Genomic DNA, 26034 nt, shown 5'->3' on the forward strand with positions numbered 1-26034 from the left:
AGCGGCCCTCCAGGACCCGGGGGTCCGGGCCGCGAGCGGCCCTGCCTCTCGGGTGGTTCAGGTGCCCTTGGTGGGGGTGCCCGGGGACCGCAAGCGGCCCCGGGCTCCCCCTTGGAGGGGCGGGGGTCACCCCACACCCCGCAGCAACCAGGACGGGCCCTGCTGCCCCACCAGACCGGTCTCGCCCGTCACCCAGCCACCAGGGCCGGCCCTCTGCCACAGCCCCGCCGAACCCGGCAGATCCCTCCACCACCGACACCACCCGTGAGCAACACCCCATCCTCACCACACACGGTTGTGCACCAGCCCGGACCCCCCGGTAGGGTGAACCGTCCCGGGGTGTCCGGAGACGTGGTTTGGTGGCTCAGGCGGTGAGCCTGGGTCGATGGTAGTGCAGGTCCTCGGCCTGCATCGGGGTGAGGTCATCGAGGGCCTCGTGCGGCCGGATGGTGTTGTAGAAATCGACCCAGCGCAGGGTCTCCAACTCGACGTGCTCGACATTGCGCCACGGCCCTTCGGGGCGGATCAGCTCGGCCTTGAACAGCCCGATCGTCGATTCCGCCAAGGCATTGTCGTAGGGGTCGTGGTTCGACCCTACCGACGGGTCCACGCCTTACTCGACGAGGCGCTGGGTGAGGGCGAAACTGACGTACTGGGCAGGTTCAACCGGTCGTTGCAACACCGGCTTCTTCTAGGCAGCGTAGTTGCTCTTCGAAGACTTCCGCTGGGGTTCTCCAGCCGAGGCTCTTTCGGGGCCGGTTGTTGAGGGTGTGGGCGACTGCTTCGAGGTCGGCAGCGCTCCAGCGGGACAGGTCGGTTCCCTTGGGGAAGTACTGGCGCAGCAACCCGTTGGTGTTCTCGTTGCTGGGGCGTTGCCATGGGCTGTGGGGGTCGGCGAAGTAGACCTTCGTGCCGGTCTCCAGCGCGAACCTGGCGTGGGCGGACAGTTCCTTGCCGCGGTCCCAGGTGATGGTCTTGCGCAGCTGCTGCGGCAACCCAGTAATCGACGCGGCGAGCGCGGTGTTCATCGCGACCGCGCCGTAACCGCCCAACGACGAGCCGTTCTTGACCGGCGGGCTCTGGCCCCAGCCCTCCAAGCGCGGGAGGTGGACCAGAATTGTGGCGCGGCTGTGCCGCTAGACCAGGGTGCCGATCGCTGAGCGGCCCGTGCCGATGATCAGGTCGCCTTCCCAGTGGCCGGGAACAGCCCGATCCTCGGCTTCGGCGGGACGTTCGCTGATCACGACATCGGCGGTGACATGCCCTTGGGGCTTGTTCCTTGACCGCTCACGGGGGCTGCGGAGGGCTCGGCCGGTGCGCAGGCAGGTCACCAGTTCCCGCTTCAGCGCCCCACGGCCCTCGATGAACAAGGATTGGTAGATGGCCTCGTGACTGATCCGCATGGACTCATCATCGGGGAACTCGAGGCGTAGCCGGTGGCTGATCTGCTCGGGACTCCACGCCTTCGACCAGCGACGGTCAGCACGGTGGGGCTTGTTCAACCCCTTCCATCCCGGCGTGTCAGGGCCGTCGACGATGGTGCCGTCGGGACGGGTGACTTTCCCGGCGAGGCGGTCCTGGACATAGTCACGCAGCCGCGGGTTGGTGACCATCTTCGCTGTCTTCGGGCGTTTCGCGGCCTCCAAGGCCTTCCACTGGGCCACCGTCGCCCGGTACTCGATCTTGCCGCCGCGCGTGGCGGCGTTGCGGCGTAACTCCCGGCTGATCGTGCCCGGATCACGGCCGATCGCCCGGGCGATGGTGCGAACCTCCTTGCCCTGGGCCCTGAGGATTGCGATCTCCTCACGCTCGGCGAAGGACAGGTAACGCCCACTCGGCTCGGACAGACTGATCGGCGGCATGCCCCCAGCGTGACGAAACCACCGCGACGCCACCGGGATGGACACGCCCACCGCCATCGCGGCCTCGGCCGTCGTGACCCCAGTGGCGATCTCCCGCCAAAAGTCGCGCTGGACCGCTCTGGAGGGTTGTGGCCTGCCTGGAGAGAACATCAAGGGCCGCAACGCCCTGTCCGCCCGCCACTGCCGCCGTAACCCCTGCGGCGCATCGCTGGTCTTCATCGACCAATGAACCCTGCCCATCCCCAACGCCTTCCTCATCAAGGTGTTGCGACGACCAGTTGAATTCGCCCTGGCTGCCCGCGTCCGTGTGGTGCACGAGTCGGTCGATGCCTTGCTGCTGGCGTGACCACAAGGCGTGCTCGAACGCGTCCAACACCAGGCCGGTGGTCATGCGGGTCGCAGCCCTAGTGACGGTTGACGGAGCTGGACTCTCGATGTGTTCTACTGCTCACTCAAGAGAGCGGTCGTCCGGGAGACCTGTTACGCCGGACCGGACACTGAGAGATCCCGAATCGCGTGGACCTACGTCCAGCGCGGTGGGCCACAAACCTCACCCTCGCCAACGTGGTCGAAGCCGGGGTCTGCCGCAGTTGGCCCCTTGGACTTCCGTGTCAACCAAAACTCGCGGCAGATCCATATGCTCTGACGGGGCTGTAGGTGAGCCTCACTTTTTCCTCTGGCTCGACATGGAGAATTTTGGGGTCGTACAGGAATAGGGTGTGTTTACCCCCCTGAGGGGGGTAAACACACCCTATTGACCGTCTTGTACTCAGCGATACACGATGGCCGCACTCCTCGCGTTGAGCTTGCAACTTGCATGGCTGACGCCCGGGGCGCTCACCCACGCTCCATACTGATCCGCCTGGAGAGGGCAATCCGCCTTGACGCGGTACTGACCTGAGCCACCACTGCACTGCGCATTTGCGTTGGTCCCAGCGGTTGTTGCCCTGCATCCCGTGGGAGTCGCGTTAGCGGTCGTTGGCGCCAAGGGACCCACCGCCAGTGCAGTCACGAACGCGAGAGAGATGGCCTTCATCGCTCCACTCATTTTACCCATTTACCCATCCTCCTTGACAGGACTGATGCGGACCCGAACCTGCTCCGCACGACTAGACAGGACGGTAACACACGTCTAGTAGCGCTGCATAGGCTCGGTGAGTAATTTCATAGAATTCATCGAGGACACGCACCCAGCTCCCTAGGTACCCAACTCTAGCTTTCTCATGCCCAAGGCTGGTGACATCCCCTACTGGGTCCTGTGGTTTGCGTAGCATCCGCCGTGTACGAGAAGCCCAGATCCAAGCCCTCGATCGCACGCAGAAGACGTTGCAGATCGCCCGCGGCTACCACGATCAGAACTTTCACCTGTCGGTGGCCACTACGCCCCCATGAGCGAGTCGAGGTCCGTGACTGTCTTGAAGCCAACCTGAGAATCCATCCCCCAGCGGCTCGTGGCTGAACTTGGGCGAGGTCTGGTTAGAGTCATCGGCAAGCAGGTCACCAAGCGAGCTGTCTTTCCGCTCATGAGGGACCGCAATGTGAAGGTCCGAGTCTTCGTCAATATCTGGAACTACCACTGAAGTTTTCTCACCAGGGCTGCCTGTAGAGCATCGGCAGTGATGGCCTGGCAAGGGGCGATGGTCGACCCGCATGCATCCATTCCCCGATCACCATCGCCCCTTGTCACGCGGTCAACGACGACCGTGTGACGACGAGGCCTGGTGAGAAAACCTCACTGAGGTTTTCGCACCAGGTTCCTCGCATGTGAGTGGCGATCACGAGGGCTGAGCGGACGATCTGGGTGATTCGCCAGGGGGTCGAGGGTGACCTTCAGGAGCGCGCGGAAGTGCTTGAGGACCGTGTTGGCTCGTTCGGCTGGGGCGCGGAGTTGGGTGATGAGCCGGTTGCGGGCGAGGGTGTCGGGTGCCAGATGGTGGCCTTTGACGGGGTGGCAGATGCCGATCCCGGCGCCTTGGTAGCCCTTGTCGGTCAACGTTTTCAGGCCTTGTGCGACGGCTGGGTAGAGCGCTGGCAGGACGTGTTGGCGGGCGGCGGTGCGGTCGTGGGTCGAGCCCGGGGACACTGGCGAGGTCCAGATCAGGAAACCGGAGCTGTCGGTGAGGACTTAGACGTTGCCGCCGTGACGGTGGTGTTTTCCTGAGTACCAGGCATCGGTGGTTTTCCCTTGTCCGGCAGAGGTGTGGACGGCGGTGGCGGCGATCAGGGCGCCGTCGCGGCAGAGGAACGCCGCGCCGTGGGCATGTTGTTCGGCGAGGACCTCGTGGAGGTCGGGTGCGCGCTCAGCGACCACGTCCAATGCCTCGAGGGTGGTAGCGGTAGCAGGTGGCCTGCGACAGGCCATGGTCACGGGTGAGGCGGTGGATGGGGGTCGCATCACACATCCAGCGGCAGAGCAGGACCGCTTGGGTCCAGCAGGACTTGGCGCGTTGCCAGGGGCGCCGGTCATGTCGACGCCGGTGGGCCGACAGCCACGCTGCGATGCGGCGCACGATGGTCTCGGGAAGGTCAAGGGTGACACGATGCCGACAGCATGCGGGCTCGGATTCTGTGGACGATGGGTGTCTTGGCAGAAACCGATCCTGCACCACCCGACCCGCATGCACCCACCCGAGTCGACCATCACCCCTTGCCAGAGCATCACTGCCGATGTTCTACAGGCAGCCCTAATGAGAAACCCTCACTGAGAGCACCAGCCGAACGAACCAATACCATCCTCAAACACTTCAAGGCTCTCCACCACGTCACCATGAACCCTTGGAAAATCACTCAAATCACCAGGTCAGCACTCGTGATCGCCACCGTCGTCCGAGGATCCTGGTGAGAAAACCTCACTGCCATCCTTTCATTTAGACCAAGGCCACCGAAAAAATCTTCACCAAGACCGACCGTTCGGCAAATTCAAGCACGGCGCATTGGTATCCAAAACTGATTTTCCCGAGCTAAATACTCAACAGTATTGTTAGCTGCCAACAATCGATCGGATCTCCGTCAAGGACTCTCGCCCTAGGTATGAGATATCTTCTAGTAGAGAGTTGGCTCTCGTTGGCTCATTTATCAATATTCGGCGGAGGGCTTCAATTTGAGCCACCATCGCGCATAGGTTCTGCGCGACATTTTCGATAGCCTGAAACACTTCCTCTGTATCTTGAGTATTGATTCGAAGTCCACGGTTAATTCCCATGAAATTTACTCTAGATCGGTCTTATCGTTTGATCATCCCTCCCAGGTCTTGATCCCCTACCGCTACGGTTGTAGGCCACGCGCTCTTGCCTCAGCGTCGCCGCTCCCGGGGGCTGTCGCCCCGAGGTGCTATGAGAGCACGCCTACCTTGAGGTTTTCTCACCAGGTTCGTCGTGTGTGGGTGGCGATCACGAGGGCTGAGTGGACGATCTGGGTGATTCGCCAGGGGTGGAGGGTGACCTTCAGGAGCGCGCGGAAGTGTTTGAGGACCGTGTTGGCTCGTTCGGCTGGGGCCCGCAGTTGGGTGATGAGCCGGTTGCGGGCGAGGGTGTCGGGTGCCAGGTGGTGGCCTTTGACGGGGTGGCAGATGCCGATCCCGGCGCCTTGGTAGCCCTTGTCGGTCAACGTTTTCAGGTCTTGTGCGGCGGCTGGGTAGAGCGCTGGCAGGACGTGGTGGCGGGCGGCGGTTCATCCCGTGTCGCTGGTGGCCCGCATCGACGCCGAACGCGAGGCGCGCCACCAACTCGAGTGCATGGCCAGTCTGCCCACCGGCGAACGAGAACTCCTCGAACTGGTCGCCGTCGACGGCCTGAGCGTCACCGAGGCCGCCCGCGCCCTCGGGCTGCGCGCCGGTACTGCGCGAGTCCGCCTGCACCGCGCCCGCCAGCACCTCAACCCCACCCCGACCCAGGAGGCACTGCCATGCACCAGCCACTGAACACCTTCGAGTCCCGCCTGCTCGACCACCTCCAGGGACAGATCACCGCGCAGCCAGGGCCCGCCGCGGCGCCTCGCCGGCCGGCGGTCGCACGGTTTGGTCTGGCCGTGGCCGCCTGCGTCACCATGGTGGCGGGTGCGTTGGGCCTCACCCACCTGGCGGCCCAACCTGCGTGGGCGGTCGACCCGCACCCCGACGGCACGGTCACGATCACGGTGAACCGTCCGGAGGGGGCCGCTGAGCTCCAGCAGCGGTTGGAGGCACTGGGGATCAGTGCCGACATCCAGTTTCCCCCGGAGGGGCAGCGATGCCGGCCCGGAAGGATCACGGATGCGAACACGGCCTCGGTGGCCGAGTCCGAGGTCATCCGGGGTGCGACCATGAGCTCGAGGCAGGTGACCGTGGTGGTCGACCCGTCGAGGATGACAGCCAACACCACCCTGATGCTCGAGGTGTCAGCCCTGGACCACATCAGCGACACCCTGTCCGGCGGGAGCGTCGGCACCATCGGCGTCATCCAAGGCACCGCCCCGACCTGCCAGCTGGAACCGCTGACACCGGCCGAGTTCACCTCGTCCCCAGAACCCAGCCGCTGAGCACCGAGGCCTGGCTGTAGGCCCGGGCCACCCACGCCCGGCCCTACACCCGGCCAGGGAACTCGGAACGCAGCGGAGGAAGGCTCCAGGCCGTCGGGCGCCTCGCGGCATCGTCGGACGTGGCTCCACCCGCGGCATGAGCGGATGTGGTGCTTGTGGTTATGGGGCTCTGTGGGGGGTGACTTTTCATCTCCTGGGTTGGTGGTGGCGGTGGCTTGTCATGGCTGCGTCTTGACGTGTGGCGAGGATCACGATGGGGCTGGTGAGGATGGTCAGCATGATCGGGATGGTCCAGATGGCGGTGATCCCTTGCCCGGTGTGGGGCAACGACAGCCAGGATGACAGGGCTGCGAGAGCGGGTACCAGTAGTCCGGCGCTGAGGTAGGCGCTCAGTACGGTGTGTCGGATCGTTGTGGATGTGGTGCGTGAGATGCCTTGGAGTGCCTGGATGTTGGGTGCTTGGCTTCGGGTCTCACTGACTGCGGTGAGCAGGGCGACTGACAGGCCGAGGATTCCGGCGCACAGTACTGCACTCCAGGCGAGGCTGTGCAGAAGGGGCGCTTCGGCGCTGTTGGAGTTGCTCTGGGGGAAGGCCGTGGGCGTGACGTTGAACAGATAGCTGCGCAGGTGGGCCTTGGTGGCGGTGTCGTGGTGCTCGTATCCGTTGAGGACCACGAATTGGGGGCCCGCTGTTTCGAGGTGTGCTTTGCGGGCGGCCGTGGACCGCGCACCCACCAGCACCACTGATGCCGCATCGGCTCGAGGGGATCCTTGCCGGTTTCGTGGAGCGTTGGTCAGCTGCGCCACGGTGCCGTTGTCATCCAGGACGGCGAGGGAAATGTTCTGATCCTCGGACCACCAGGTGGGGGTGTTGACGCGCTGCGGGTCCGCGTCATCCAGGACGACGGTTGTCGCATTGGGATCCGGACATGTCTCGAGCTGCCGGGGGTGGTGTTGAGCGCACTGCGCGAAGGCAGGGTCGACCGCCAACACTTCCCCCTGCGATGGGTTCTTCACCATCGCGTAGACATCACTCGAACCGCCGGCGCGAGAGTATTCCTGGGCGAGTTGCGGGGCGATGGATGGGGGGACGTCGACGATCTGCAGGGCAGCGTCGCTGGCTGTTTTGCCGGTGGAGGATTCAGCCATCCGGTCAACGGTCAGGGCCCAGCACAGGGACACGAACAGCGCTACGGCCACCACACCAGCCGTGGCGCGTGTGCGGCGGGTGAGGTGATTGACCACCCGCGAGACGTTGCGTCCGTGGCGTCGCCGGTTCCAGGCGTTCAACCAGGCAGGAATGGTCAGCGCCACGACCAGTCCGAGCCACAGGCCGTGCAGCGGTGAGGGCACCGCAGTGATGTGGAGCAACACCCCCACCGTGAGCATGACAAGACCAACCGCAGCCACCGCGCAAACGGCCAAGGTCAGTGCGGACAGTTTGCTTCGGCCAGCACCGGCATCCAGCCGAAGGACGCTTCTGCGCGACGTGGCGCCTGAACGCACCGCCACCGCGAACGACCACACCAACGGCAACACCACCGCGATGAGCATCATCGCTGCCCCCGATGCGGCGGGCACCTTCACCCCAGCCCAGCTCTGCCCGAACAGTCCCGCCAGGGCATCCAGCCCCACGCCCTGCACCGCCAAGAGAAGCCCGACGCCGGCCACTCCCGCGCCAGTCATCACCACAGCCCACGCAGCATGCAGCACAGACCACGCTGCTCGCGAGGACATTCCTGCCCCCACCAGGCCATCCACCACGGTTCTGCTTGAGGAGCGCAGGGTGGACAACAGCGCCACCATGAGCACACACGCGGCCGCCGCCACGACCCGCCCCGCGGTCGTGAGAACACTGATCGCCGAAACCACAGGATTGGCGTTCTCGTCACCGAACTGCTGCTTCACCTCGACACCACGAAAGCGTCCCGGGTGTGCCGGGTCATCGGCCACGCTCGCAAGATCAGCACTGCCCAACCACAGACTGCTCTGATCGCGCGGCACCGTGTCGGGCAGCAACGCCACGACCCGTTCCCAGGACGGGTCTACCGGGTCCACGCTGAGACCCACCACACGTACCCGTGTGGGGTTCCGTCCGGGCAGTTGAATCTCGAGGCTGGAACCCACCCGTGCCCCTACGTGGCCAGACAGCTCGCGGCTGACCACTGCCTCACCAACAGCTGCGACCGCACGCCCTTCCAGCATCCGGCCAGGAACACCCGCTGCAGCATCAGCCAGCAACCGGGCCGACACCGATGCATCCCCTGCATCACCGGCGACCGTCACGCGATCCTCACGCACCGGGTGGAAACCAGCCTTCGACAAGACAGCTGCCCCGGCCGCGTCAGTCGTGGTCACCGCCACCCGGTTCCCGCCCTGGGACAAGGCCATCGAATCATCCAGCGCGGAAACAACATGCCCCCTCAACAGCCCCAACCCACACACCGTGAAGGTCAACAACAAGAACATCCCCGCCAAGGCCAGGCACTGGGCAGCATTGCGCCGCACGTAACGCGCCACCAGGAATCCCAGCATCCGGGGACTCATGCGGCCCGCCCTACCAGCTGCATCCCACCAAGACCATCCAGCGAATAGATACGCGCGGCAGTCTCAGCCAGACGCAGATCATGCGTGGCCAACAAGATAGGTATCGAAGCCTGCTCACCCAACTCGTGAAGGATGCCAGCCACCACATCGGAGTTACGACGATCCAAAGCCCCCGTGGGTTCATCCGCCAACAAGATGTCAGGCTCGATCGCCAACGCTCGGGCGATCGCCACTCGCTGCAACTGTCCACCCGACAACGACGCCAGCTGCCTGCGTTCCAGCCCGTCCAGGCCCACCGCCGACAACAGCTGCGCACACCGGGCCTCATCACCATCCAAACCGTGCAGCTGTCGAGCGATCCTGACGTTGTCGATCACATTGAGGAAGTCGACCAAACGAAAGTCCTGAAACACCAGCCCCACCGTCGTCTGGGGTGTGACCGGTTCGTCCCCCAGCAGGATCACCCCACGCTGCGGACGAACCTGGCCCGAGATGGCACGAAACAACGTGGTCTTCCCACTACCACTGGGACCAATGATCCCCGTCACGCCAGACGGTGCCGACAACTCGACCCCATCCAACACAAAAGCCTCCGAGTTCGGATAACGAACCGATAGATCACGCACCTTGAGCATGCAGCTCTCCCTAGAACGGGAGCCGGGGCAGTGCCCCGGCTCCCGTGGCCATTGTGGTCTACTTGGCGCGGTTCTCGCAGGAGGAACCCCCGACGCCGACCCATGGCAGAGTGGACGTCTGAACTCGTCCACTAGTCTCGCGCCATCCGGAGTAACGGTCTGGAAGCGCTCCCTTGCCCACAAGGCGTGCCCGGAACTTCTGCGATGCAGGCTTCGAGGTCCAGTTCGCCCAGGCGTAGCCTTCGTCGGGGCGGAGCGCGACATCTACCTTGGTGGTGCCATGAGTGCAGTATGTGGCAGCATCCGCGCTGGGAGCCGAAGCGACGACGAGCGCCCCCATTGCCAGTGGGAACATCGCCAGTGGTGCAAAAACCTTGTTGATCTTCATCGGAGACCCTTCCTTACTTCTAAAGACTGCGGCTCACCACAGGAAGGCACCGTTGCCTTCTCTATGAAGCTATCACTCTAGGGGTGCAGATAACCCCCCCCGTTACCTTGCTGGTGACCCCGTAGAGCGGGGTTACGGTCGCCGGGCCCGGCATGACTTACTGCCCCTGTCGTACGAATGATCCGGGGGGTGTTGTCACCGGGCCTGGTGGCGCCAGATGACCGCTGATAGGGACACGGCCGTAGTTCAGGTCTCAACGTAGGCGTGGGTGCCGGCAGCTGACGCATCACCAGTCCTCGACGACCGTCGCTGCGATGCAAGGATGTGGTCGTTATGGAACAGATCGGCTTCGACATTTGGTGCGGGCTCGACGTGGGCAAACAAGACCACCACGCCTGCGCACTCGATGCTGCCGGCAAGAAGGTCTTCGACAAGCCCCTACCCCAAGACCAGAAACGGCTCCAAGAGCTGTTCAGCCGTCTGCAGGATCAGGGCCGGGTGCTGGTGATCGTGGACCAGCCGAACACGATCGGCGCGCTGCCGATCGCGGTCGCCCGGTCGATGGGCATCACCGTGGCCTACCTGCCCGGTTTGGCGATGCGCCGCGCCGCTGACCTCTACCCGGGCAACGCGAAGACCGACGCCCGTGACGCATTCGTCATCGCCGACACCGCCAGGACCATGCCCCACACGCTGCGCCGCGTCGACGCCGGCGAGGAGACCCTGGCAGAGTTGAAGGTCCTGGTCGGGTTCGACGAGGACCTCGCGGCCGAGGCGACACGGCTGTCGAACCGCATCCGCGGTCTGCTCACCCAGATCCACCCGGCGCTGGAACGCGTTGTCGGACCGCGGTTGAGCACCAAACAAGGCCTCGCGGTCATCGAGCAGCTCGGCGGCCCGCAAGGCATGACCGCCGCCTCGAAGTCGAAGCTGCTCAGGGTCATCACCAAGGCTTACCCGCGCAACGCGCAGGACTTCGCCGACGCCATCACCACTGCACTCGGCGAGCAGACCGTCGTGGTTGCCGGTACCGCTGCGGCAGAGCAGGTCCTGCCCAAACTCGCCGGGTCGTTGCGTCAGGTCCTGGACCAGCGCGCTGAACTCGCGGTCCAGGTCGAGAAAGTTGTTGATGCTCACCCTCTTGCCGAGGTCCTGACCTCGATGCCAGGCGTCGGGGTCAGGACCGCAGCACGGATCCTGCTCGACGTCGGCGACGCCTCAGCCTTCCCCACCTCCGGACACCTCGCCGCCTACGCCGGCCTCGCCCCCGTCACGCGACGCTCCGGCACATCCATCCGCGGCGAGTTCCCCGCCCGGTCAGGCAATAAACACCTCAAACGAGCCCTGTTCCTGTCAGCTTTCGCGGCCCTCCGTTCGGATCCGGTCTCACGCGCCTACTACCAGTGCAAACGAGACCAAGGAAAGAAGCACAACGCGGCCCTCATCTGCCTGTCGCGCCGACGTTGTGATGTCCTGTTCGCAATGATCAAGAACCGGGAGCCCTACCGGGCACCCGCACCATCACCAGAACCATCCCCCATGCCCCTCGCCGCTTGACGAGGAACATAGGGACACCCCCCGGGCTGGGACACCTCTGGTCATCCGCGGTTTGGTCAGCTTGCAGCCTTGACGTGTCAGCCCTACGCCGACGAGAACAGCTGGATACCTCGGGCTCACTCTGAGGTTTTCTCACCAGGTTCCTCGCATGTGAGTGGCGATCACGAGGGCTGAGCGGACGATCTGGGTGATTCGCCAGGGGGTCGAGGGTGACTTTCTGGAGGGCCTTGAAGTGTTTGAGGATGGCGTTGGCTCGTTCGGCTGGGGCGCGGAGTTGGGTGATGAGCCGGTTGCGGGTGTTGGTGTCGGGTGCCAGGTGGTGGCCTTTGATGGGGTGGAGGATGCCGATCCCTGTTCCTTGGTAGGCCTTGTCGGTCAACGTTTTCAGGCCTTGTGCGGCGGCTGGGTAGAGGGCTGGCAGGGCGTGTTGGCGGGCGGCGGTGAGGTCGTGGGTGCTGCCCGGGGGTACCGGGGAGGTCCAGATCGGGAAACCGGAGCTGTCGGTGAGGACCTGGACGTTGCCGCCGTGACGGTGGTGTTTTCCTGAGTACCAGGCATCGGTGGTTTTCCCTTGTCCAGCAGGGGTGTGGACGGCGGTGGCGGCGATCAGGGTGCCGTCGCGGCAGAGGAACGCCGCGCCGTGGGCATGTTGTTCGGCGAGGACCTCGTGGAGGTCGGGTGCACGCTCAGCGACCACGTCCAATGCCTCGAGGGTGGTAGCGGTAGCAGGTGGCCTGCGACAGGCCGTGGTCACGCGCCAACCGGTGGATGGGGGTCGCATCACACATCCAGCGGCAGAGCAGGATCGCCTGGGTCCAGCAGGCGGCGGCTCGTTGCCAGGGACGCCGGTCATGTCGACGCCGGTGGGCCGACAGCCACGCTGCGATACGCCGCACGATGGTCTCGGGAAGGTCAAGGGTGGCACGATAGGACAGCATGCGGGCTCGGATTCTGGTGGACGATGGGTATCTTGACAGAAACCGATCCTGCACCACCCGACCCGCATGCACCCACCCGAGTCGACCATCACCCCTTGCCAGAGCATCACTGCCGATGTTCTACAGGCAGCCCTAATGAGAAAACCTCACTGAGCCCAGAAGGAGGGCGAGTGGTTCAGTTCATTGATTCAATCCTCGGGTCAAGATGTCAGTGCCGAAGAAGCTTCCCGTGCGTGTGTGTGACCGCCCTGCAGTGGTCGAGCCACCGGATCTCGGCGTTGATGTCGTGGATCAGTCGTTCGATAACGAGCTGCCGGGCTAGGTCTTCAGGATCCGCCACGTGACGAGCCCCGGTAAGCTTCTGCAGCGCCTCCACCGACGCGCGGCGCTGAGTCTGGATCAGTTTTTTAACATCCACGTCGTCGAGCGTGACGGCAATAGCTATCTTGATGGCGAGCTCGTTGCGGGGCGGGTTGTCTAGGGCAACGGGGCTGGTGAACCACTCGTCTGCCTGCTCGCGGCCGGCCGGTGTGAGGCTGTAGACCACTCGTCGGTCGACCTCCTCGTCGCCACGTAGCACCAGACCGTCCCGCTCCAGCCGATCCAGCGTCGTGTAGACCTGCCCGATGTTGAGTGGCCAGGAGTGGCCCGTCCGTTTGTCGAACTCAGTCTTGAGTTCGTAGCCATGCTGGGGGCCCTCGCTCAACAGGGCCAATAGGGACTGCTTGACCGACATCGACACCCCCTTAGCGAACCAGCCCAGCGCAAGCTCTGGCTAGCTCTCGCGTCGTAGGGTGGCGACACCACCCGCCGTATCGGTACACCATCTGCCTGTTCCGTCGCGTCTCGCTGCGTGGGCATGAGCACCGGAATGCGAACCATGAGTCTAGCTAGGTTTTGATCCGTGGCCTAAAGGACCGCCAGCCGGGCTCTGGCCGTTCAAGGAGGTTTTCTCAGAGTGGCGACGGTGGGTGTTGTAGCGGGTGGCCCAGCGGAACACCTGGCGTCGGCACAACTCGGGCCCAGCGAAGGCGGGGTTTCCGGCGAGGAGTTCGCGTTTGAGGGTGGCGTTGAACGACTCGGCCAGACTGTTGTCGGCGCTCGTCCCGACGGCTCCCATCGACTGGGCCACCCCTAGACGTTTGCAGAGCTTGGCATAGGCCTTCGAGGTGTAGACCGACCCGTGGTCGGAGTGGAAGATCGCGCCCTTGAGGCTGCCCCGCTGCGCGCAGGCGGCTTTCAGCGCGTCTTCGACCAGTTCGGTGCGCATGTGGTCCGCGACCGCCCAACCGGCCAGCTTGCGGGAGAAGCAGTCGAACTGGCCAACCGCTTCTGGTTCGTCGCCGACCACCAGACCACCTACCCGGTGAAGCGGTTGTGCCAGGTGATGGAGTTGCCCGCTCCTCGTTCTACGCCTGGCAGAAATCCCTCCCGGCCCGTCAGCAGCGCGCTGAGGACGACGCTGTCCTGGCTGTACGGATCCGCGCCGTGCAGGACCCGAAGGCTGGGGGTGATCCTGCCTATGGGGTGCCCAGGGTGACCGTCGAACTCAACGACGGCGTCGAGCCAGAGCGGCGGGTGAACCACAAGCGCGTCGCCAGGGTGATGCGTGCCCACCAGCTGGCGGGGATCCGGCTGCGTTGCCGGGTTCGCACCACTGTCCCGGAACCGGCCGACCATGCGCAGCATGCGGGCCAGCAGCAACGCGTCCTTGGCGTCGGTCTTGACCCTGTCGCCCGCAGCCCTGCGAATCTTCGACGGGGCGGCCACCACGCACCGCATGCCAACAGCTTCCAGCGCGCGGGCCAGGCCGAAACCAGTCGGGCCGGCCTCGTAGGTCACGGCCGCCTGGCCGAAGTCGTGCTGGCAGCGCAGTACCCAGTCCACGACCTCGGCATTGCTGCCGGCGAGCTTGGCTTCGCGCAGCTCGCCAGTGACCGTGTCCAGTGCTGCTGCCCGCACCGATCGTGCGTGCACGTCCAGACCAATCGTCGTACGCTCAGTGAACACCAGGGCCTCCCAATGCATGTCGGCATCCCCGAGCCCAATCTCGGAGATGATCCACGAATCTGCACTGCGGGGCCCTGGCCCACAAGACCACAGCAACCCCACCGCCCTCATAGAGTCTGAGCCGATACCGCCGAGCGATCCGCTCCACCGACTCCCCCGCCACCCACGCCTCAGCGATCTCGGCGTCACGAGCCGCCAGCCCGGCACGGATCCTCTCGCGCTCCTCGGGACTACGAGTCTGACGGGTCATGGTGACGTGCACGCTACCCGCCCCGACGACCATCAGGCACTCGCGGGTGGCTACCGCATACGCATCGCCGGCCCCCAGGGCCATCACCGGCAACCGGTCGGCGGGGTCGGATTCTTGACTGGACAGACAATGCCCGGCGGCGCCGGGGGGTCGAGGCCGGCACCACCAGGCATCCCTGGACCCGAACACAGCCACCGCCCCGTCAGGCGATCGCTCCTCGACTCCAGCGTGGAAGATCTGCAGGACACCCCACCCATAGAATCGAAGAATTGTTCGGGTCGCGGCCGAGGATAGCTCCCCCACCAGACCCACACAACACGACCCTCACCAGCCGGGAGCGCCGGCCCGCGGCTGGTGGCGCGGCTCCATGGCGTGGAGGGCGCTGTTGGTGTGGGGGTTAGGGGGCAGAGGTGCTGGGCGATGTCGTGGGCGGCTACCCAGGCTTGGCGGATCTCGCCGTCGTCGGTGACGGTCACGACTTGTCCTTCCCATCCGGTCTGGTGACGGGCCGTGTTCACTCGCCGCCAGCGCACCAGCAAGCCCTGGTGATCTCCGCGAACCGTCACCCAGCGGTTGGTCGGCATCCGTGGCTTCTGGAACTCGAGGCGAGCGTCGTCGATGCCCAGGCGCTGCCCGAGCGTGCCGTGCTCCGACCCGATCCTGAAAGACAAGGACCAGAGGCTAGGTCTCGGCACTGACGACTTCAGGAGAGTCACGCCTCGGATCCACCAAGATCACTGTGGTGGCGGGGTGTGAGGCCATGTGATCCTCACGCCGCCACCTTCCCTGCTCCTCCCCAGGGCTGGTTCTGGTTGCCGCCGGGACCGAGGATGGCTTGCTGTCTGCGTCGTTGATGGCCGGGGTGGTCGTTCAGGGAGCGGCCATCTGGCAGTGGTGGGTGGTGCCGTTCTTGCCTGAAGTCAAGAGGGGGCAGTGCGCCGTGGGGGTATCGGTGTTCGGAGCGGATGGAATCGGCCTCAGTAGGGGTTCGCAGGGGTATCACAAGGTTTCTCATGCAGCATCGCATAGATAAATCTCATTAGAGCGCACGGCACAACAATCCGAAATTTTGTCCTGTCCAATCCTCATGGATATTTCGCTGCTATTTTGGCTGCATGACTACGGCATCTGAGGCGGCCCCCGATGGCAAGGGCGAGATCGCCACCCCAGCGTCGACGCGACGCGCGCTGCTTGAGGGGCAGCGACGCGGCTACACCGCTGTGCGCTCCGTCTTGGTTCAGCTCCCCGAGGCCGATGAGCGAGGCGGGCGGGCCGGCGTCCTGGCTCGTTTCGTGCACGAACGCCGACACCACGCCCTTCTCGCGTACCTGCTGCTGTTGGGGTCTTTTCCCGAGATCCACGAGCGGCGAGAGCCCCTCAGCTCCGCTGTGTGGGTCCGAGCCTTGACTGGCTCCGATCCCGCGTGCCCCACCTGGACTGCCTCGACACTGTCACGCACCTGGGGAGTGCTCGAGGACATGGGCCTGATCAGCCGCTGCCGGCGCGCACGCCTCGTCGATGTCCAACCGCGTCGCGAAGATGGACAGCAGGACTACGCACCCCCAGTGGGGGGCAAGTCGTGGGAAGAGACCTACTTCGTGGTGCCGGACCAGTTCTGGACCGAGGGTCTGTTCTCGAAGCTATCCCTGCCAGCCTTGGCCATGTTCCTGCTCTTGCTCAAGGAGACCAACAAGCGTCCCGAGTTCCACATCACGTTCGACCAGGTCGAGCAGTGGTACGGGATTACGCGGCGCTCCGCCCAGAACGGCATTGCTCAACTCAAGACCCTGAACATCATCTCAAGTCGAGACCAGAGGGTTGCTGCTCCCCTGGCGCCGAGCGGGACGACCACCCACATCTACTACCAACTCACCGGCCCCTACAGCACCGCCGCCCGCAACGATCTGCGCCGTCTGGCTCGCGCAGCACGCTCCGAGCACGTCCCAGGAAGTGATCAGTGATGCCACACCACGACGATGGGTTCCACGCCTTCGCCGATGAATCCTTCACGTCCACCACCGCGAGCCCCAGCATCTACCTGATGGCCGGTCTCATCCTTGACCCCAGCACCGTCGATGCGGTGCGCAGCGAGATCGCCGCGCTGAAGCTGCCCCGCGAGAAGAAGATCCACTGGCACGGCGACAGCGATGAACGCCATGACCGGGTCATCTCTACCATCGCCGACATTTCCGTGGAAGGCATCGTGCTGACACGGATTGGTCCGGACGGGGAACGCGACGAGCGACGACGACGCAAAACCCTCGAACCGTTCATCCAGGAACTCGAACAGGCAGGATGCACACACCTGACCCTGGAATCCCGCGGCATCAAGGCCGACCACCGCGACCGTGCACTGCTCGACGCGCTCCGCGCCCAGCACCTCTCCCGCACCGTGCGCCTGCACCACCAGCCAGGACCCGTTGAACCGCTCTTGGCGATCCCCGACGCCATCTGCGGCGCCTACAACGCCGCCCGCAACGGAAACCCCCGCTGGTGGGACCAGCTCAACCACGCCATCCACCAGATCGAGATCAACGACCTCTAAAACACGCGAGCCCCAGGCCCTGCCGCCTGACAGGAACTCCCGGAGCTCACTTCCACCACCACCTCGATGGCGTGGCAATACCCACACTCTACAGCCCCACACGCCACCACATGCAAGACCCGCCCCCCTAGCCACCAGAGACAGCGCTGCGCACCTCCTGTGTGGCTGGTGTCGTCTGATGGGGCCCAGCAGTCATTCTCACGGTGGATGTTGTCGGGACTCGCGCATCATGCCTACGCTTCGTCGACCGTAGTGACCTTGACTAATGCGATGCCTCGGTCGCGTGTCGCTGTCGCCAGTTCGAGACGAAGACCTTCACACAAGACTGTCACCGCCCTGAGGGCCCAGGAGACTCACCGTCGCCTGGTGCAGTTTTGTCACCGGGGCCTGAGACGCTTCACTCATGGACATCCACGAGGTATGGGAGCGGCTCGCCAGTGACGAGGACGCGCAGGAGACGGTCATGGCGGCCCACCGTAATGGTGGGCGTCTGAGCCACTCGGCAGCCCAGGAGTTGGCATGCGGCGACTCGGCGTTCTCGACAATGCACGAGCTGGGGCTGATCGAGCCGATGCGGCTGGACGGCAGCCTGAACCTGACCGTGCAGGGCAAGAGGGTGGCTCTGAAGTTGGCCGAAGATCTTGAGGATGGGCATCTGCGGCAGCTGGCATTGGATCGCGCTGTGCTCAAGGTTGCCCGAGTCCTGCAGCCCGGCCAGCGGATCGGTGCCACGGACGTGGTGGAGCGGATGGAGCCGGCCAAGTACGGACGCCCTTGGGATGCGCAGGAGGTGGAGGAGTCGATAAGCGGCCTGCTCGATGACGGTCTGGTGAACGGTTTCCGCAGTTGGCAGGCCACTATCCTCGAGGGCATCACTCGTCAGGGTCGAGCACGACTGAGCCCTGTGGAACAGTCACAGTCGAGCAGGGCCGCGAACGTCTTCAACGATCACAGCCTCACGATCGGCGGGGACAACTTGGGCAATGCTGCGACGGGCGACCACGTGGCGCAGACCTCAACGGTCACGGTGAACTCGCTCGCCTCCGGGGCACTGCAACACCTCCTCAATCACGTGGATGACCTGCCGAGCGCGGTGCAGGAGAATGTCGCGGACCAGATTGAGGCAGCTCATGCAGAGTTGATTCAGGCCAGCCCGGACACCGTCAAAGCGGCGCGCTGGCTTGATCGGGCCAGTGAGACCCTCGACACGGTGACAGGTTCCCCGAAGGTCGCCAACTTCCTCGCCGTACTCCAGCTGGTTTCCGGGGTCTTGCTGAGTAGCTGACCACGGAGACCACGAGCTCAACTCAGACAAACACGACCACCCGCGCCTCCGACGAGATCCCACTGAGCTGCATCTACTGCATCGAACAGCGCCTGCTCATCACTTCAAGCGAGGTAAGCCGCCCTGGTGACGGCCTCGCAGCGCTGATGCATGGTGCGCTGGTTGGACAGAATCAGCGCGACTTGTTCGGCTGCTGAGTGCGGGCAGGTCGGGCCGCGGCCACAGCGTAGTCACCCCACACAGTCGGGTGAATCAGGACGCCTTGCGAGGATGTCTGACCGGTGGGCGGGTACAGGGTGATCTCGGCTCCGTCTGTGGCGTGCTGGGCGCAGCACAGCACGAGCCATTCGAAGCCTGGCAGCGACACCCACACTCCTACCGGCCCCGAGTTCTCCTCGACCAGCCGCCCCAGCCGGCGGCGCAGGCTGTGGGAGCGCTCGCAGGGATGCAGTCGAGACTGCAGGTCTGGGTCGGACAAGGTGGCGAGCAGGACGCGTTCGGGGCCGTATCCGGGGTCGGTGTGGAGGGAGACGCCGTCGGGGTCGCCGAGCAGGCGAGTGATGTCCTCATCAGTCCAGCCGCTGCAGGTGAGCAGGGCGAGTGATTCGCGGTGCTGGCGGGTGGTGGCGCCGGTGTGGCGCGGGACCAGTTCAGTGTCCTGCTGGGCGGCAGGTGGCAGGTAGCGCCGCGGTGCGGCGTAGGTGGACAGAACTGTCTTGAGGAAGTTGATGATCTGCTCGTCGGTGCTGTCGGTGCAGGTGAAAAGTGGTGGGATGTAGCGGGTCAGGCGTGTGGTGATGTCGTGGGGTGGGCGCTGCACCACCGTCGTGACGAACTCGAGGGTGGCGCCGACGGCGATCGCCCGCATCACCCACTCGATCTCGCCGTCCTCCCATGGATCGTTGATGCGCGCGAGGTGGGCGTCGGTGAGCCGGTCGAGCAGTGCGGCGGGGAGCTGGAAGTCTGGGTCGGCCACGGCCTGACGGGCAGCTTCGACGCACAAGTCATCCCGAGCCGGCGGGTTGGTCAGCAGATAACGGGCATGGGCGGCGAAAGAGCCGCGGGTGCGGCCCACGTCCTCTGGGGCGGCAGTGTGGCGGAGCCAGGCGATCAGCGCGTCGTAGTCGTGGGCGCTCCACGGGTGGCCCGTGCGGTTGGCGGGATTATCGCGGGTGGGCACGCTCTGCCAGCGGCTCGCGGCCCAGTAGTCGCTCTTCCTGCCACTGGTGGGCATACCGAGGAGGAAGGCCACGGCCTCGGCAATGGGCCGCATGCCGGGCGGCAACTCCGGTGCGGTGTCGGTGGCGACCATGGGCACCACTCCACCATGACGCGAGACTCCGCGGTGACGATGAGGACCCAAAAGACTGAGCATCCTGCGCCCGGCCGGCCCACCACCTGGCACGAGCATCCTGAACAGAACTCCAGACGGCGCCGCCGGCGACCAGTTCTGTCCAGCGAACCAGCACAGGGTGCAGGACGTCAGGAGCTCGAAACCTTGGCCTCCGCGGCCGGCGGCACGGTGGACAGAACTGGGTCGCTCCTGCCCCGATGTGGTGCCAGTCTGGTCCGCGCACTCGGCCGGCACCGTCGTGGACAGATCTTGACGACCCCACCCCGACTGGCTCCGCCGGCGATCGGTTCTGTCCACTGCCTCACACCCAGATCCAGGACGTCTCGAGCTCGAGATCCGATCTGGCGGCGGCCGCGGCGGTGTTGGACAGAACTGGGTGGCCCCGACGTCAGCCAGGAGGCGGCGTGGCCGGCGAGTGGTTCTGTCCAACCGGGGTTCAGGATTGTCGCGCGTAGCGCTGTGCCCAGGTGGGATGTGTGGGTGTGAGCCATCACATCGCGCGATCACTCCAGTGGGTCTTGTCGGGTTGCTGCTGTTCGGACTGTCGGGCCATGGCCTGGGTGAGCGGTTCGTAGCGCTGCGCGAAGTCGTCCGCGGCGAACTCACCGCGCACGCTGGTGGACAAAAACCACCAGCGGACCAGGACTCCCACAACGACGGCACCCACCACGCCACCGGCGCCCAGGCCCAGCAGTAGAGCCGCAAGCCCTGGTGACCCGGCCGCGGCCAGCAGTCGGGCGGCCACGGCCCACACCAGTCCGGTGATGATCACCACGACGGCGGCGATGCCGATGCTGACCAGGATGTTGCCTGCTGCGCGGCGGCGGGACTTGTGACCGAGCACGAGGTGACCGAGCTCGTGGGCCACGATGTGACGCACGGTCGCCGGGTCACTCGCTTCCCACAGCGACATCTGCACCACCAGCCGCCCCTTCTCGTTCAGGGCCTCGGACGACACGCAATCGGCCCACCGCACCGCCACATCAAGACCATGCAGGGCGGCGATGTGGCCGATCCACTCCCCCACCGCCGCCTGCTGTTGTGCGTCCATCCCGGTCGCCGACGATGTGGGCGGGGCGGGTGGTCACGACGTCTCACGGGTGGTGGCGTGGGACTCGTGGGTGGTGTGCAGCGCGCTGTTGGGGGCGGTGTCGAGCCAGCAGCGGGTGGGGGCGGGCAGCTTCCAGCTGTCGGGTGCGACGATGCGCCACGGGATGAGCTGCCCGAGCATCTGGAGGACGTGGGCTTCGGCATGGATTCGGGTGGGGAACTCCAAATGCTGCAGGACAGTGCCGTCCTTGCTGCTGCCGAGGTCGGTCTTGTCGGTGATCCGCACGGTGCAGACGCGCTTGTCGGTCAGGTGTGCGATGTAGACCTGGTAGGGCTTGAGCCAGCCGTTGTTGCGCCACAGCACCGGGATCCGGGACCGGTCCTTCGTCATCCACTCCAGGCCCTGCAGGTCGTGCGCGAGCCGCTTCTGCTCGTCTGCCAGGACTGCGGCGGGTGGGAGGAGTGGTCCGATGCGGTGCTGGACCTGGGCGTCGGTGTAGTGGTCGGTGGTGGTGTCACTGGTCCAGCGGCGGATGGTGCGCTCCGACACCCCCAACGCCTCGGCTGCGGCGGCGGTGTTCAGCCCGCCGGTACGGCGCGGGTAGTGCACGGTCAGGGCAGCACGCACCCGGACCGGGGTCCAGGCCCGGGAGGCCTCCTCGCTGGACTGGCTCGCGGCCATGGAACTGGTCGTGTCAGTCCCATTGTCGTAGGACTGCCTGCGCTCAGCCATGACTACAGGAGGTTGAGCGCGGCGCGCAGGCCATCGTCGATGTCTCGCATCACGTGGGCGGGGATGGCGCCAGAGTCCTTGATGACTTCATCGGGGTAGATCTCGACGATGTCGTCGCACACGATGCTGCCACTGAACCCGGGCACGCGACCGTCCAGGACCACGATGGAGGGCAGCGGGGGCTTCGGAGTCGTGGTCATCCGCACCGCCAGCACACTGTGCAGGTTGCGGTTGCGCTGGTTGTTCGAGACCACCACGAACCACTTCGGGTCGAGATCGCCCAGCTTCGCCAAGTAGATCCGTCCTCGCTGCAAGGGCCAGAGGGCCACTACTGCTCCTCAGCCCAGGCCGGGCGACGACGCCGGGCCACCGACTGGCGTTCGCTCTGCTCGGCGTCGTACTGCTGCGCCACCGCGCGATAGCCCTGCTCCAGCGCCTCTTCCCGCACAGCCTGCATCCCTCGCCGGAAGACCTCCGACATCAACGACGCTTCACTGCGATGCTCGTAGCCCTTCTGGGACCGCAACAACTGCAGATCCCGCAAGTCCGCTGCCGACAACGGCAAGCTCTTGCGCGTCTCGCTCCGCTCCCCCAACTCCATACTCATGCATCAATTATATGCAGCATGAAACTGCATCATTCAAGGGTGTTTAGCGGGGTCGCATGGTGAAGCCGCCGTCGATGACGTTGAAGTCGTCGATCTGCCAGTCATCGACGTAGCGGCGGCTGAGCATCTGTTCGGCGTAGGCCTGGGCGGCCTGGTCGCCGCCGTCGATGTAGGCCTGCTGGAAGTCCTGGGCCTCGTCGGCGGACAGGTCGAAGTAGGTGCGTCGGTCGCGCTTGTAGTCGCCCTGCCCGTAGCCGCGGGGGCCCTGGTTCGCGATCACGTCGATGCGCATCGGCTGGTTGAACATGCCGCTGTCACGTATCTGCCGGGTGGCGGCCTGTCGGCCCCGCTTGGTGTTGGTCATCCGGCGTGCTGAGGCGCGCAGTTTCGCGGCGGTGGCCTCGTTGGGGACCTTGCCCTGGTTCACCCACCTGCGCACGGTGCCCTCGGAGACCTTGAGCCGGCGGGCGGCTTCCTTGATGTTGATGCCCGACTTCGTCGTGTCACTGCGACCCGCCACCGTCTCCAACAGCGAGGTGACTTCGCGCTGGTCATGGATCCCCGGCTCGAGGCCGGCGATCTTGCGACTGGCCACGCGGATCTTGTCCGCGACCGCCGGGGCGGGGTGACGATCCCCGGACAGGTAGCGCTCCAGGGTGCGGCGTGACACCCCGATAAGGCCGGCGGCGGTGCGCAGGTTCAGGCCGGACTTGGTCCGCGGATCCGCCCCGCCGATCGTCAACAGGTGCTCGTGGAGCTCGCGGGCATCCATCTGGTCGGCGTTGAGGGCGGCGGTGTTGCGTCCGGTGAAGAAGTCGAACAGTGACAGTTTCGCGGGGCGGATCCGAGACGGCATCACCGACCACCCCCCACAACCCCGTCAGCACCATCAGTGTGCTCGGGGTTCCAGTCCTTGGTGAGTTGGCCCTTGCCGGACCAGCCGTCACCGGTCAGCCAGGACAGGTGGTCGCGCAGCATCGTGGATCCTTCCCACCGCAGCTTTCCGACACCCCGCCCCAGATCGGACGGGTCGCCCGGCCACGCCGCGACAGGGTCAGGATTGTTGGAGGGGTAGACGATGGTGTCGTTGTCCCAGGCCAGCGGCCACACGCCCTTGGATTCGCCGATCTTGACGACCTTGCGCTGCAGGTTGTTGCGGGCCCTCGCGAGGATCTGCCAGCGCCGTTCCGGAGCGAAGTGGGGCTGCCCGGCGGACTCGTCCGAGCCCATCTGCCCGATCCCGCGGGTGTAGACGGTCTTGAGCTGGTCCAGCAACACCTTCCCCTCCGGCGTGGCCGGGTCCAGGAAGCGGGTGCGGGCGGTCGAGACGGCCTTGTACCAGGTCTCGAAGATCGGCCCGGTCTCGCGCCACACCCACGCCTCCAACACCGGCACGTCATAGCCCAGCTCGCGGGCGTAGGCGATCGTCGTCGACGACCGCCACACCGACTCCCCCATCCGCGCATGCGCCGAGGGGAACAGCGGGGTGGGCATCACCCACGTCAACGGCTCCCGATCCGCCTCGGCGGCGCTGATCCGGCACAAGGCGACGGTGTTGCGGCCAATCACCAGGTCACCGTCGTGGTGGGTGGGCTTGCCGATCCCGAAATGCATCCCACCGCTGATGCCGGACAGGTAGGAGCCGCCCCGGTCGTAGCCGTGCAGGTAGGGCAGGGCCAACTCGTCATCGGTGGGCAGCCGCGACCAGCGGACCTCGTCCTCGACACCCCCCAGTTCCAGCCAGTCGTTCGAGGGGGCGAACAGGACCTGCTGGTCGGCCCACTTCAACGCGGCCAGGTAGTCGTGCATCGTGGTCTGCGGCGACAACTTGAGCGGGAACCCGTAGGCGCGGCAGAACTCGGCCAGCCGCGCCGCCAGCTGGCCGGGGGTCGGGTCCCCCGCCGTGACCGGGTAACCGGTCGGGTCCATCACCGCGAGCTGCGCGACCAGGACCCGCTGGGTGCCGCGGGTCATGCGGGTCCACCGCCCCACAGCGCCCTCGACACCGCCACCGACCTGCCAGCCATCATTGACCGCGGCCTTCACCGCCGCGGTGCCGCGGGTCAGGTCCCGGAACGCGTCCATCGCATCCCGACGATTCAGACCCGGCAACTCATCCAGATCAATGCCCATCTGGGCCAGGACGCCAGACGTCACCCACACCTGCCCGGACTCGGCCCGCGACTTCGTCACCTGCCAGCCCACATGGAAGTGAGCCGCCAGCGCGGCGACATCGCCCCAGTGCCGCAGCTCCCACGGCAACTCCACCTCGGACCCGTCCGGCAAACCGACCCGGTCCACATCAACCACCACCGCCGGCCCCGCGAAGCCACCCTCCGCCACCACACGCGACGCCTTCTCCCCTCCCGTGGCCGGGAGCGCATCGCGGCCGGTGTGGGCCTTGGGGGTGGGGTGGGCTTCGGGGGTGGATTCTGCGGTCTGGGGTGTGTTGTGGGTCGGGTCGGGTTCGGGCTTGGCCGGGGGTGCGGGAGTCTCCTGGTGGGAGGTCTCCGTCGCATCGGCGGGCTGCACAGGAGCAGCGGATACCGCAGGGGTCTCGGTCGGGACCGGGGCCTCCTGGGTCTCGAGTGCGGCGAGGGCTTGGGTGGGGTCGTAGTCGTCGGGGCGGGCTTTCTGGAAGCGGTAGAAGGTGGCGCGGGCGACTTGGGCCATGTCGCGTAGGTCGGTGCTGGAGGCGTCGGTGGTGGCCTCGGTCAGCCACATCGCCTCTCGTAGCCGGGTCACGGCCAGTTCGCGGCGCCAGGTGGTGACTTTGAGGTCGCCAGCGGCAGCGAGCATCGCCCGGGCGGCGGGTCCGGTACGGGCCAGACGGATGCGCGCCTCCCATGCCTTGCGCTCGGCGGGGGTGGCCCACAACCTGACGATGCTGCCCTGGGCGGTGGTGTCGATCGACAGGGTCCCGAGCAGGCCCGAGTCGGCGAGCTCGTCGAGCTGTACGACCAGGTCGGGCGTGGGGGCGATCGGCCCACCAAAGGCAGCCCCACACAACGGGTGCGGATGACAGGTCACCGTCGAGCCGGTGGGTGTGGGGGTGAGGTGGAGCCAGTCGAGCTGCTCGCGAAGCCCGCTGTCGAGACGGGCCATGGATTCGACCAAACGATGCGCCATAACCCCATTAGAACACAAGACCTCTCTTTTGTGTTCTGTTTGTAGAACTTTTGTTGTTTTCCCTTGCCATAGCGGCATCCTGAGAGAAACGATGGCTTGCCCACGTGGAGGGATCTGCACTCCGGAGAGCCTGCGGTCCGGGGATTCTCACCGGATGGCGCGCACCACCGTGATGTCGTCGATCGCCCGACACCTCGCCTCGAGACCGGACCACGGCCACGTCCAGGTCGCCGGTGAACAGCGCGTCGACATCCAGACCGGGATGCGCGTCCAGCCCGTCACTGGCGAGCAGGACCGTGCCGGCGGTGGTGTGCCCGACCAGGGCCTGGCGCGCAGCCGACGGATCACCGCCAGCCACCCAGAAGCCGCCGGGGACATTGCGGTCGGCATCCTCCACCGCCCACAAAGCAGCAGTCGCCTGGTCATAGGCCTCCCCCGGCCCCTGCTGGGCCAGAATCCGGGAGCGCTGGTCGCGTTCGGTCACGGCGATGTGGGCGAGGCGGTCGTCGGTGATGGCCTCGACGGGGCTGGTCCAGATCCGGGCGCCGCCCAGGACGAGCCAGTCGAATCCGTCGGTGGTGGTACGGGCCATGGCGATGGTGGCCGATGCCTCGGTGGTGGCGGAGAAG

The 26034-nt window shown here is 65.6% G+C and carries 20 protein-coding genes and 8 pseudogenes; 8 read left to right on the forward strand and 20 right to left on the reverse strand.

The genetic code is table 11. The features are described from left to right. Window positions 1-364 precede the first annotated feature (364 nt). Window positions 365-658 (reverse strand): annotated as a pseudogene (locus ACHFFZ_RS14045) (integrase core domain-containing protein); the annotation flags it as partial. A gap of 4 nt (window positions 659-662) precedes the next feature. Continuing rightward, window positions 663-1862: pseudogene (locus ACHFFZ_RS14050) on the reverse strand (IS30 family transposase). 37 nt (window positions 1863-1899) lie between these two features. Between ACHFFZ_RS14050 and ACHFFZ_RS14055 the strand changes: the two are divergent. Continuing rightward, entirely contained in the window at window positions 1900-2091 is a 192-nt protein-coding gene (locus ACHFFZ_RS14055) for a hypothetical protein (RefSeq protein WP_394277228.1), read from the forward strand. A 1520-nt stretch (window positions 2092-3611) separates the two neighbouring features. Here ACHFFZ_RS14055 and ACHFFZ_RS14060 read toward each other — a convergent pair. The 3 genes and pseudogenes from ACHFFZ_RS14060 to ACHFFZ_RS14070 form a co-directional block, all read right to left on the reverse strand. Then, a pseudogene (locus ACHFFZ_RS14060) lies at window positions 3612-4453 on the reverse strand (transposase family protein); the annotation flags it as partial. Window positions 4454-4842: 389 nt separating this feature from the next. Further along, window positions 4843-5064: a histidine kinase gene (locus ACHFFZ_RS14065; protein WP_394277229.1), complete on the reverse strand. Its 222-nt coding sequence runs from the start codon at window positions 5062-5064 to the stop codon at window positions 4843-4845. A gap of 158 nt (window positions 5065-5222) precedes the next feature. Beyond that, window positions 5223-5510, reverse strand: coding sequence for a transposase family protein (locus ACHFFZ_RS14070; RefSeq protein ID WP_394277247.1), 288 nt, complete (start codon window positions 5508-5510; stop codon window positions 5223-5225). Window positions 5511-5547: 37 nt separating this feature from the next. On the opposite strand from ACHFFZ_RS14070, the gene ACHFFZ_RS14075 reads away from it, so the two are divergent. Next, window positions 5548-5781, forward strand: coding sequence for an RNA polymerase sigma factor (locus ACHFFZ_RS14075; RefSeq protein WP_394277230.1), 234 nt, complete (start codon window positions 5548-5550; stop codon window positions 5779-5781). Continuing rightward, window positions 5766-6377: a hypothetical protein gene (locus ACHFFZ_RS14080; protein ID WP_394277231.1), complete on the forward strand. Its 612-nt coding sequence runs from the start codon at window positions 5766-5768 to the stop codon at window positions 6375-6377. Before ACHFFZ_RS14075 ends, ACHFFZ_RS14080 begins: the two co-directional genes overlap by 16 nt. A 186-nt stretch (window positions 6378-6563) precedes the next feature. On the opposite strand, the gene ACHFFZ_RS14085 is transcribed toward ACHFFZ_RS14080, so the two are convergent. From ACHFFZ_RS14085 to ACHFFZ_RS14095, 3 genes are read right to left on the reverse strand one after another with little or no spacing between them, the layout of a single operon-like run. Beyond that, window positions 6564-8912 carry a hypothetical protein gene (locus ACHFFZ_RS14085; RefSeq protein WP_394277232.1) on the reverse strand — a complete coding sequence of 783 codons (2349 nt, stop codon included), beginning with the start codon at window positions 8910-8912 and terminating at the stop codon, window positions 6564-6566. An 8-nt stretch (window positions 8913-8920) separates the two neighbouring features. After that, window positions 8921-9559: an ABC transporter ATP-binding protein gene (locus ACHFFZ_RS14090; protein WP_394277233.1), complete on the reverse strand. Its 639-nt coding sequence runs from the start codon at window positions 9557-9559 to the stop codon at window positions 8921-8923. A 58-nt stretch (window positions 9560-9617) separates the two neighbouring features. After that, window positions 9618-9947: a hypothetical protein gene (locus tag ACHFFZ_RS14095; protein WP_394277234.1), complete on the reverse strand. Its 330-nt coding sequence runs from the start codon at window positions 9945-9947 to the stop codon at window positions 9618-9620. A gap of 333 nt (window positions 9948-10280) precedes the next feature. Here ACHFFZ_RS14095 and ACHFFZ_RS14100 point away from each other — a divergent pair, with 333 nt between their 5' ends. After that, complete coding sequence (locus ACHFFZ_RS14100; RefSeq protein WP_394277235.1) at window positions 10281-11504, forward strand: IS110 family transposase; 1224 nt, start codon at window positions 10281-10283, stop codon at window positions 11502-11504. Window positions 11505-11636: 132 nt separating this feature from the next. Here the strand turns inward: ACHFFZ_RS14100 and ACHFFZ_RS14105 are convergent. The 3 genes and pseudogenes from ACHFFZ_RS14105 to ACHFFZ_RS14115 all read right to left on the reverse strand — a co-directional run. After that, window positions 11637-12442 (reverse strand): annotated as a pseudogene (locus tag ACHFFZ_RS14105) (transposase family protein). A gap of 208 nt (window positions 12443-12650) precedes the next feature. Next, window positions 12651-13178 (reverse strand): PadR family transcriptional regulator, encoded by a 528-nt coding sequence (locus ACHFFZ_RS14110; RefSeq protein ID WP_394277236.1) that lies wholly within the window; start codon window positions 13176-13178, stop codon window positions 12651-12653. Window positions 13179-13328: 150 nt separating this feature from the next. Further along, window positions 13329-13757 (reverse strand): annotated as a pseudogene (locus tag ACHFFZ_RS14115) (transposase); the annotation flags it as partial. 173 nt (window positions 13758-13930) lie between these two features. On the opposite strand from ACHFFZ_RS14115, the pseudogene ACHFFZ_RS14120 reads away from it, so the two are divergent. Beyond that, window positions 13931-14020 (forward strand): annotated as a pseudogene (locus tag ACHFFZ_RS14120) (hypothetical protein); the annotation flags it as partial. A gap of 45 nt (window positions 14021-14065) precedes the next feature. On the opposite strand, the pseudogene ACHFFZ_RS14125 reads toward ACHFFZ_RS14120, so the two are convergent. Then, window positions 14066-14563: pseudogene (locus ACHFFZ_RS14125) on the reverse strand (transposase); the annotation flags it as partial. 1254 nt (window positions 14564-15817) lie between these two features. On the opposite strand from ACHFFZ_RS14125, the gene ACHFFZ_RS14130 reads away from it, so the two are divergent. From ACHFFZ_RS14130 to ACHFFZ_RS14140, 3 genes are all read left to right on the forward strand, one after another. Further along, window positions 15818-16663, forward strand: coding sequence for a hypothetical protein (locus ACHFFZ_RS14130; protein ID WP_394277237.1), 846 nt, complete (start codon window positions 15818-15820; stop codon window positions 16661-16663). Beyond that, entirely contained in the window at window positions 16663-17247 is a 585-nt protein-coding gene (locus tag ACHFFZ_RS14135) for a hypothetical protein (protein ID WP_394277238.1), read from the forward strand. The genes ACHFFZ_RS14130 and ACHFFZ_RS14135 overlap by 1 nt, the downstream gene beginning before the upstream one ends. Before the next feature lie 403 nt (window positions 17248-17650). Then, entirely contained in the window at window positions 17651-18532 is an 882-nt protein-coding gene (locus ACHFFZ_RS14140) for a hypothetical protein (RefSeq protein ID WP_394277239.1), read from the forward strand. Window positions 18533-18704: 172 nt separating this feature from the next. Here the strand turns inward: ACHFFZ_RS14140 and ACHFFZ_RS14145 are convergent, their stop codons facing one another. The 8 genes and pseudogenes from ACHFFZ_RS14145 to ACHFFZ_RS14180 form a co-directional block, all read right to left on the reverse strand. Then, window positions 18705-19844, reverse strand: coding sequence for a hypothetical protein (locus ACHFFZ_RS14145; protein WP_394277240.1), 1140 nt, complete (start codon window positions 19842-19844; stop codon window positions 18705-18707). Between the two features lie 532 nt (window positions 19845-20376). Beyond that, entirely contained in the window at window positions 20377-20937 is a 561-nt protein-coding gene (locus tag ACHFFZ_RS14150) for a M48 family metalloprotease (RefSeq protein ID WP_394277241.1), read from the reverse strand. Between the two features lie 33 nt (window positions 20938-20970). Continuing rightward, window positions 20971-21669 (reverse strand): helix-turn-helix domain-containing protein, encoded by a 699-nt coding sequence (locus ACHFFZ_RS14155; protein ID WP_394277242.1) that lies wholly within the window; start codon window positions 21667-21669, stop codon window positions 20971-20973. Window positions 21670-21671: 2 nt separating this feature from the next. Next, entirely contained in the window at window positions 21672-21998 is a 327-nt protein-coding gene (locus ACHFFZ_RS14160) for a type II toxin-antitoxin system PemK/MazF family toxin (RefSeq protein WP_394277243.1), read from the reverse strand. Further along, a complete protein-coding gene (locus tag ACHFFZ_RS14165) occupies window positions 21998-22276 on the reverse strand; it encodes a hypothetical protein (protein ID WP_394277244.1) in 279 nt (92 codons plus the stop codon). The genes ACHFFZ_RS14160 and ACHFFZ_RS14165 overlap by 1 nt, the downstream gene beginning before the upstream one ends. A gap of 43 nt (window positions 22277-22319) precedes the next feature. Continuing rightward, complete coding sequence (locus ACHFFZ_RS14170; protein ID WP_394277245.1) at window positions 22320-23132, reverse strand: helix-turn-helix domain-containing protein; 813 nt, start codon at window positions 23130-23132, stop codon at window positions 22320-22322. Next, window positions 23132-25381 carry a hypothetical protein gene (locus ACHFFZ_RS14175; protein ID WP_394277246.1) on the reverse strand — a complete coding sequence of 750 codons (2250 nt, stop codon included), beginning with the start codon at window positions 25379-25381 and terminating at the stop codon, window positions 23132-23134. Before ACHFFZ_RS14175 ends, ACHFFZ_RS14170 begins: the two co-directional genes overlap by 1 nt. Before the next feature lie 31 nt (window positions 25382-25412). After that, window positions 25413-26034: pseudogene (locus ACHFFZ_RS14180) on the reverse strand (hypothetical protein); the annotation flags it as partial.

It is taken from the genome of Luteococcus sp., assembly GCF_043424415.1.
Lineage (GTDB): Bacteria > Actinomycetota > Actinomycetes > Propionibacteriales > Propionibacteriaceae > Luteococcus.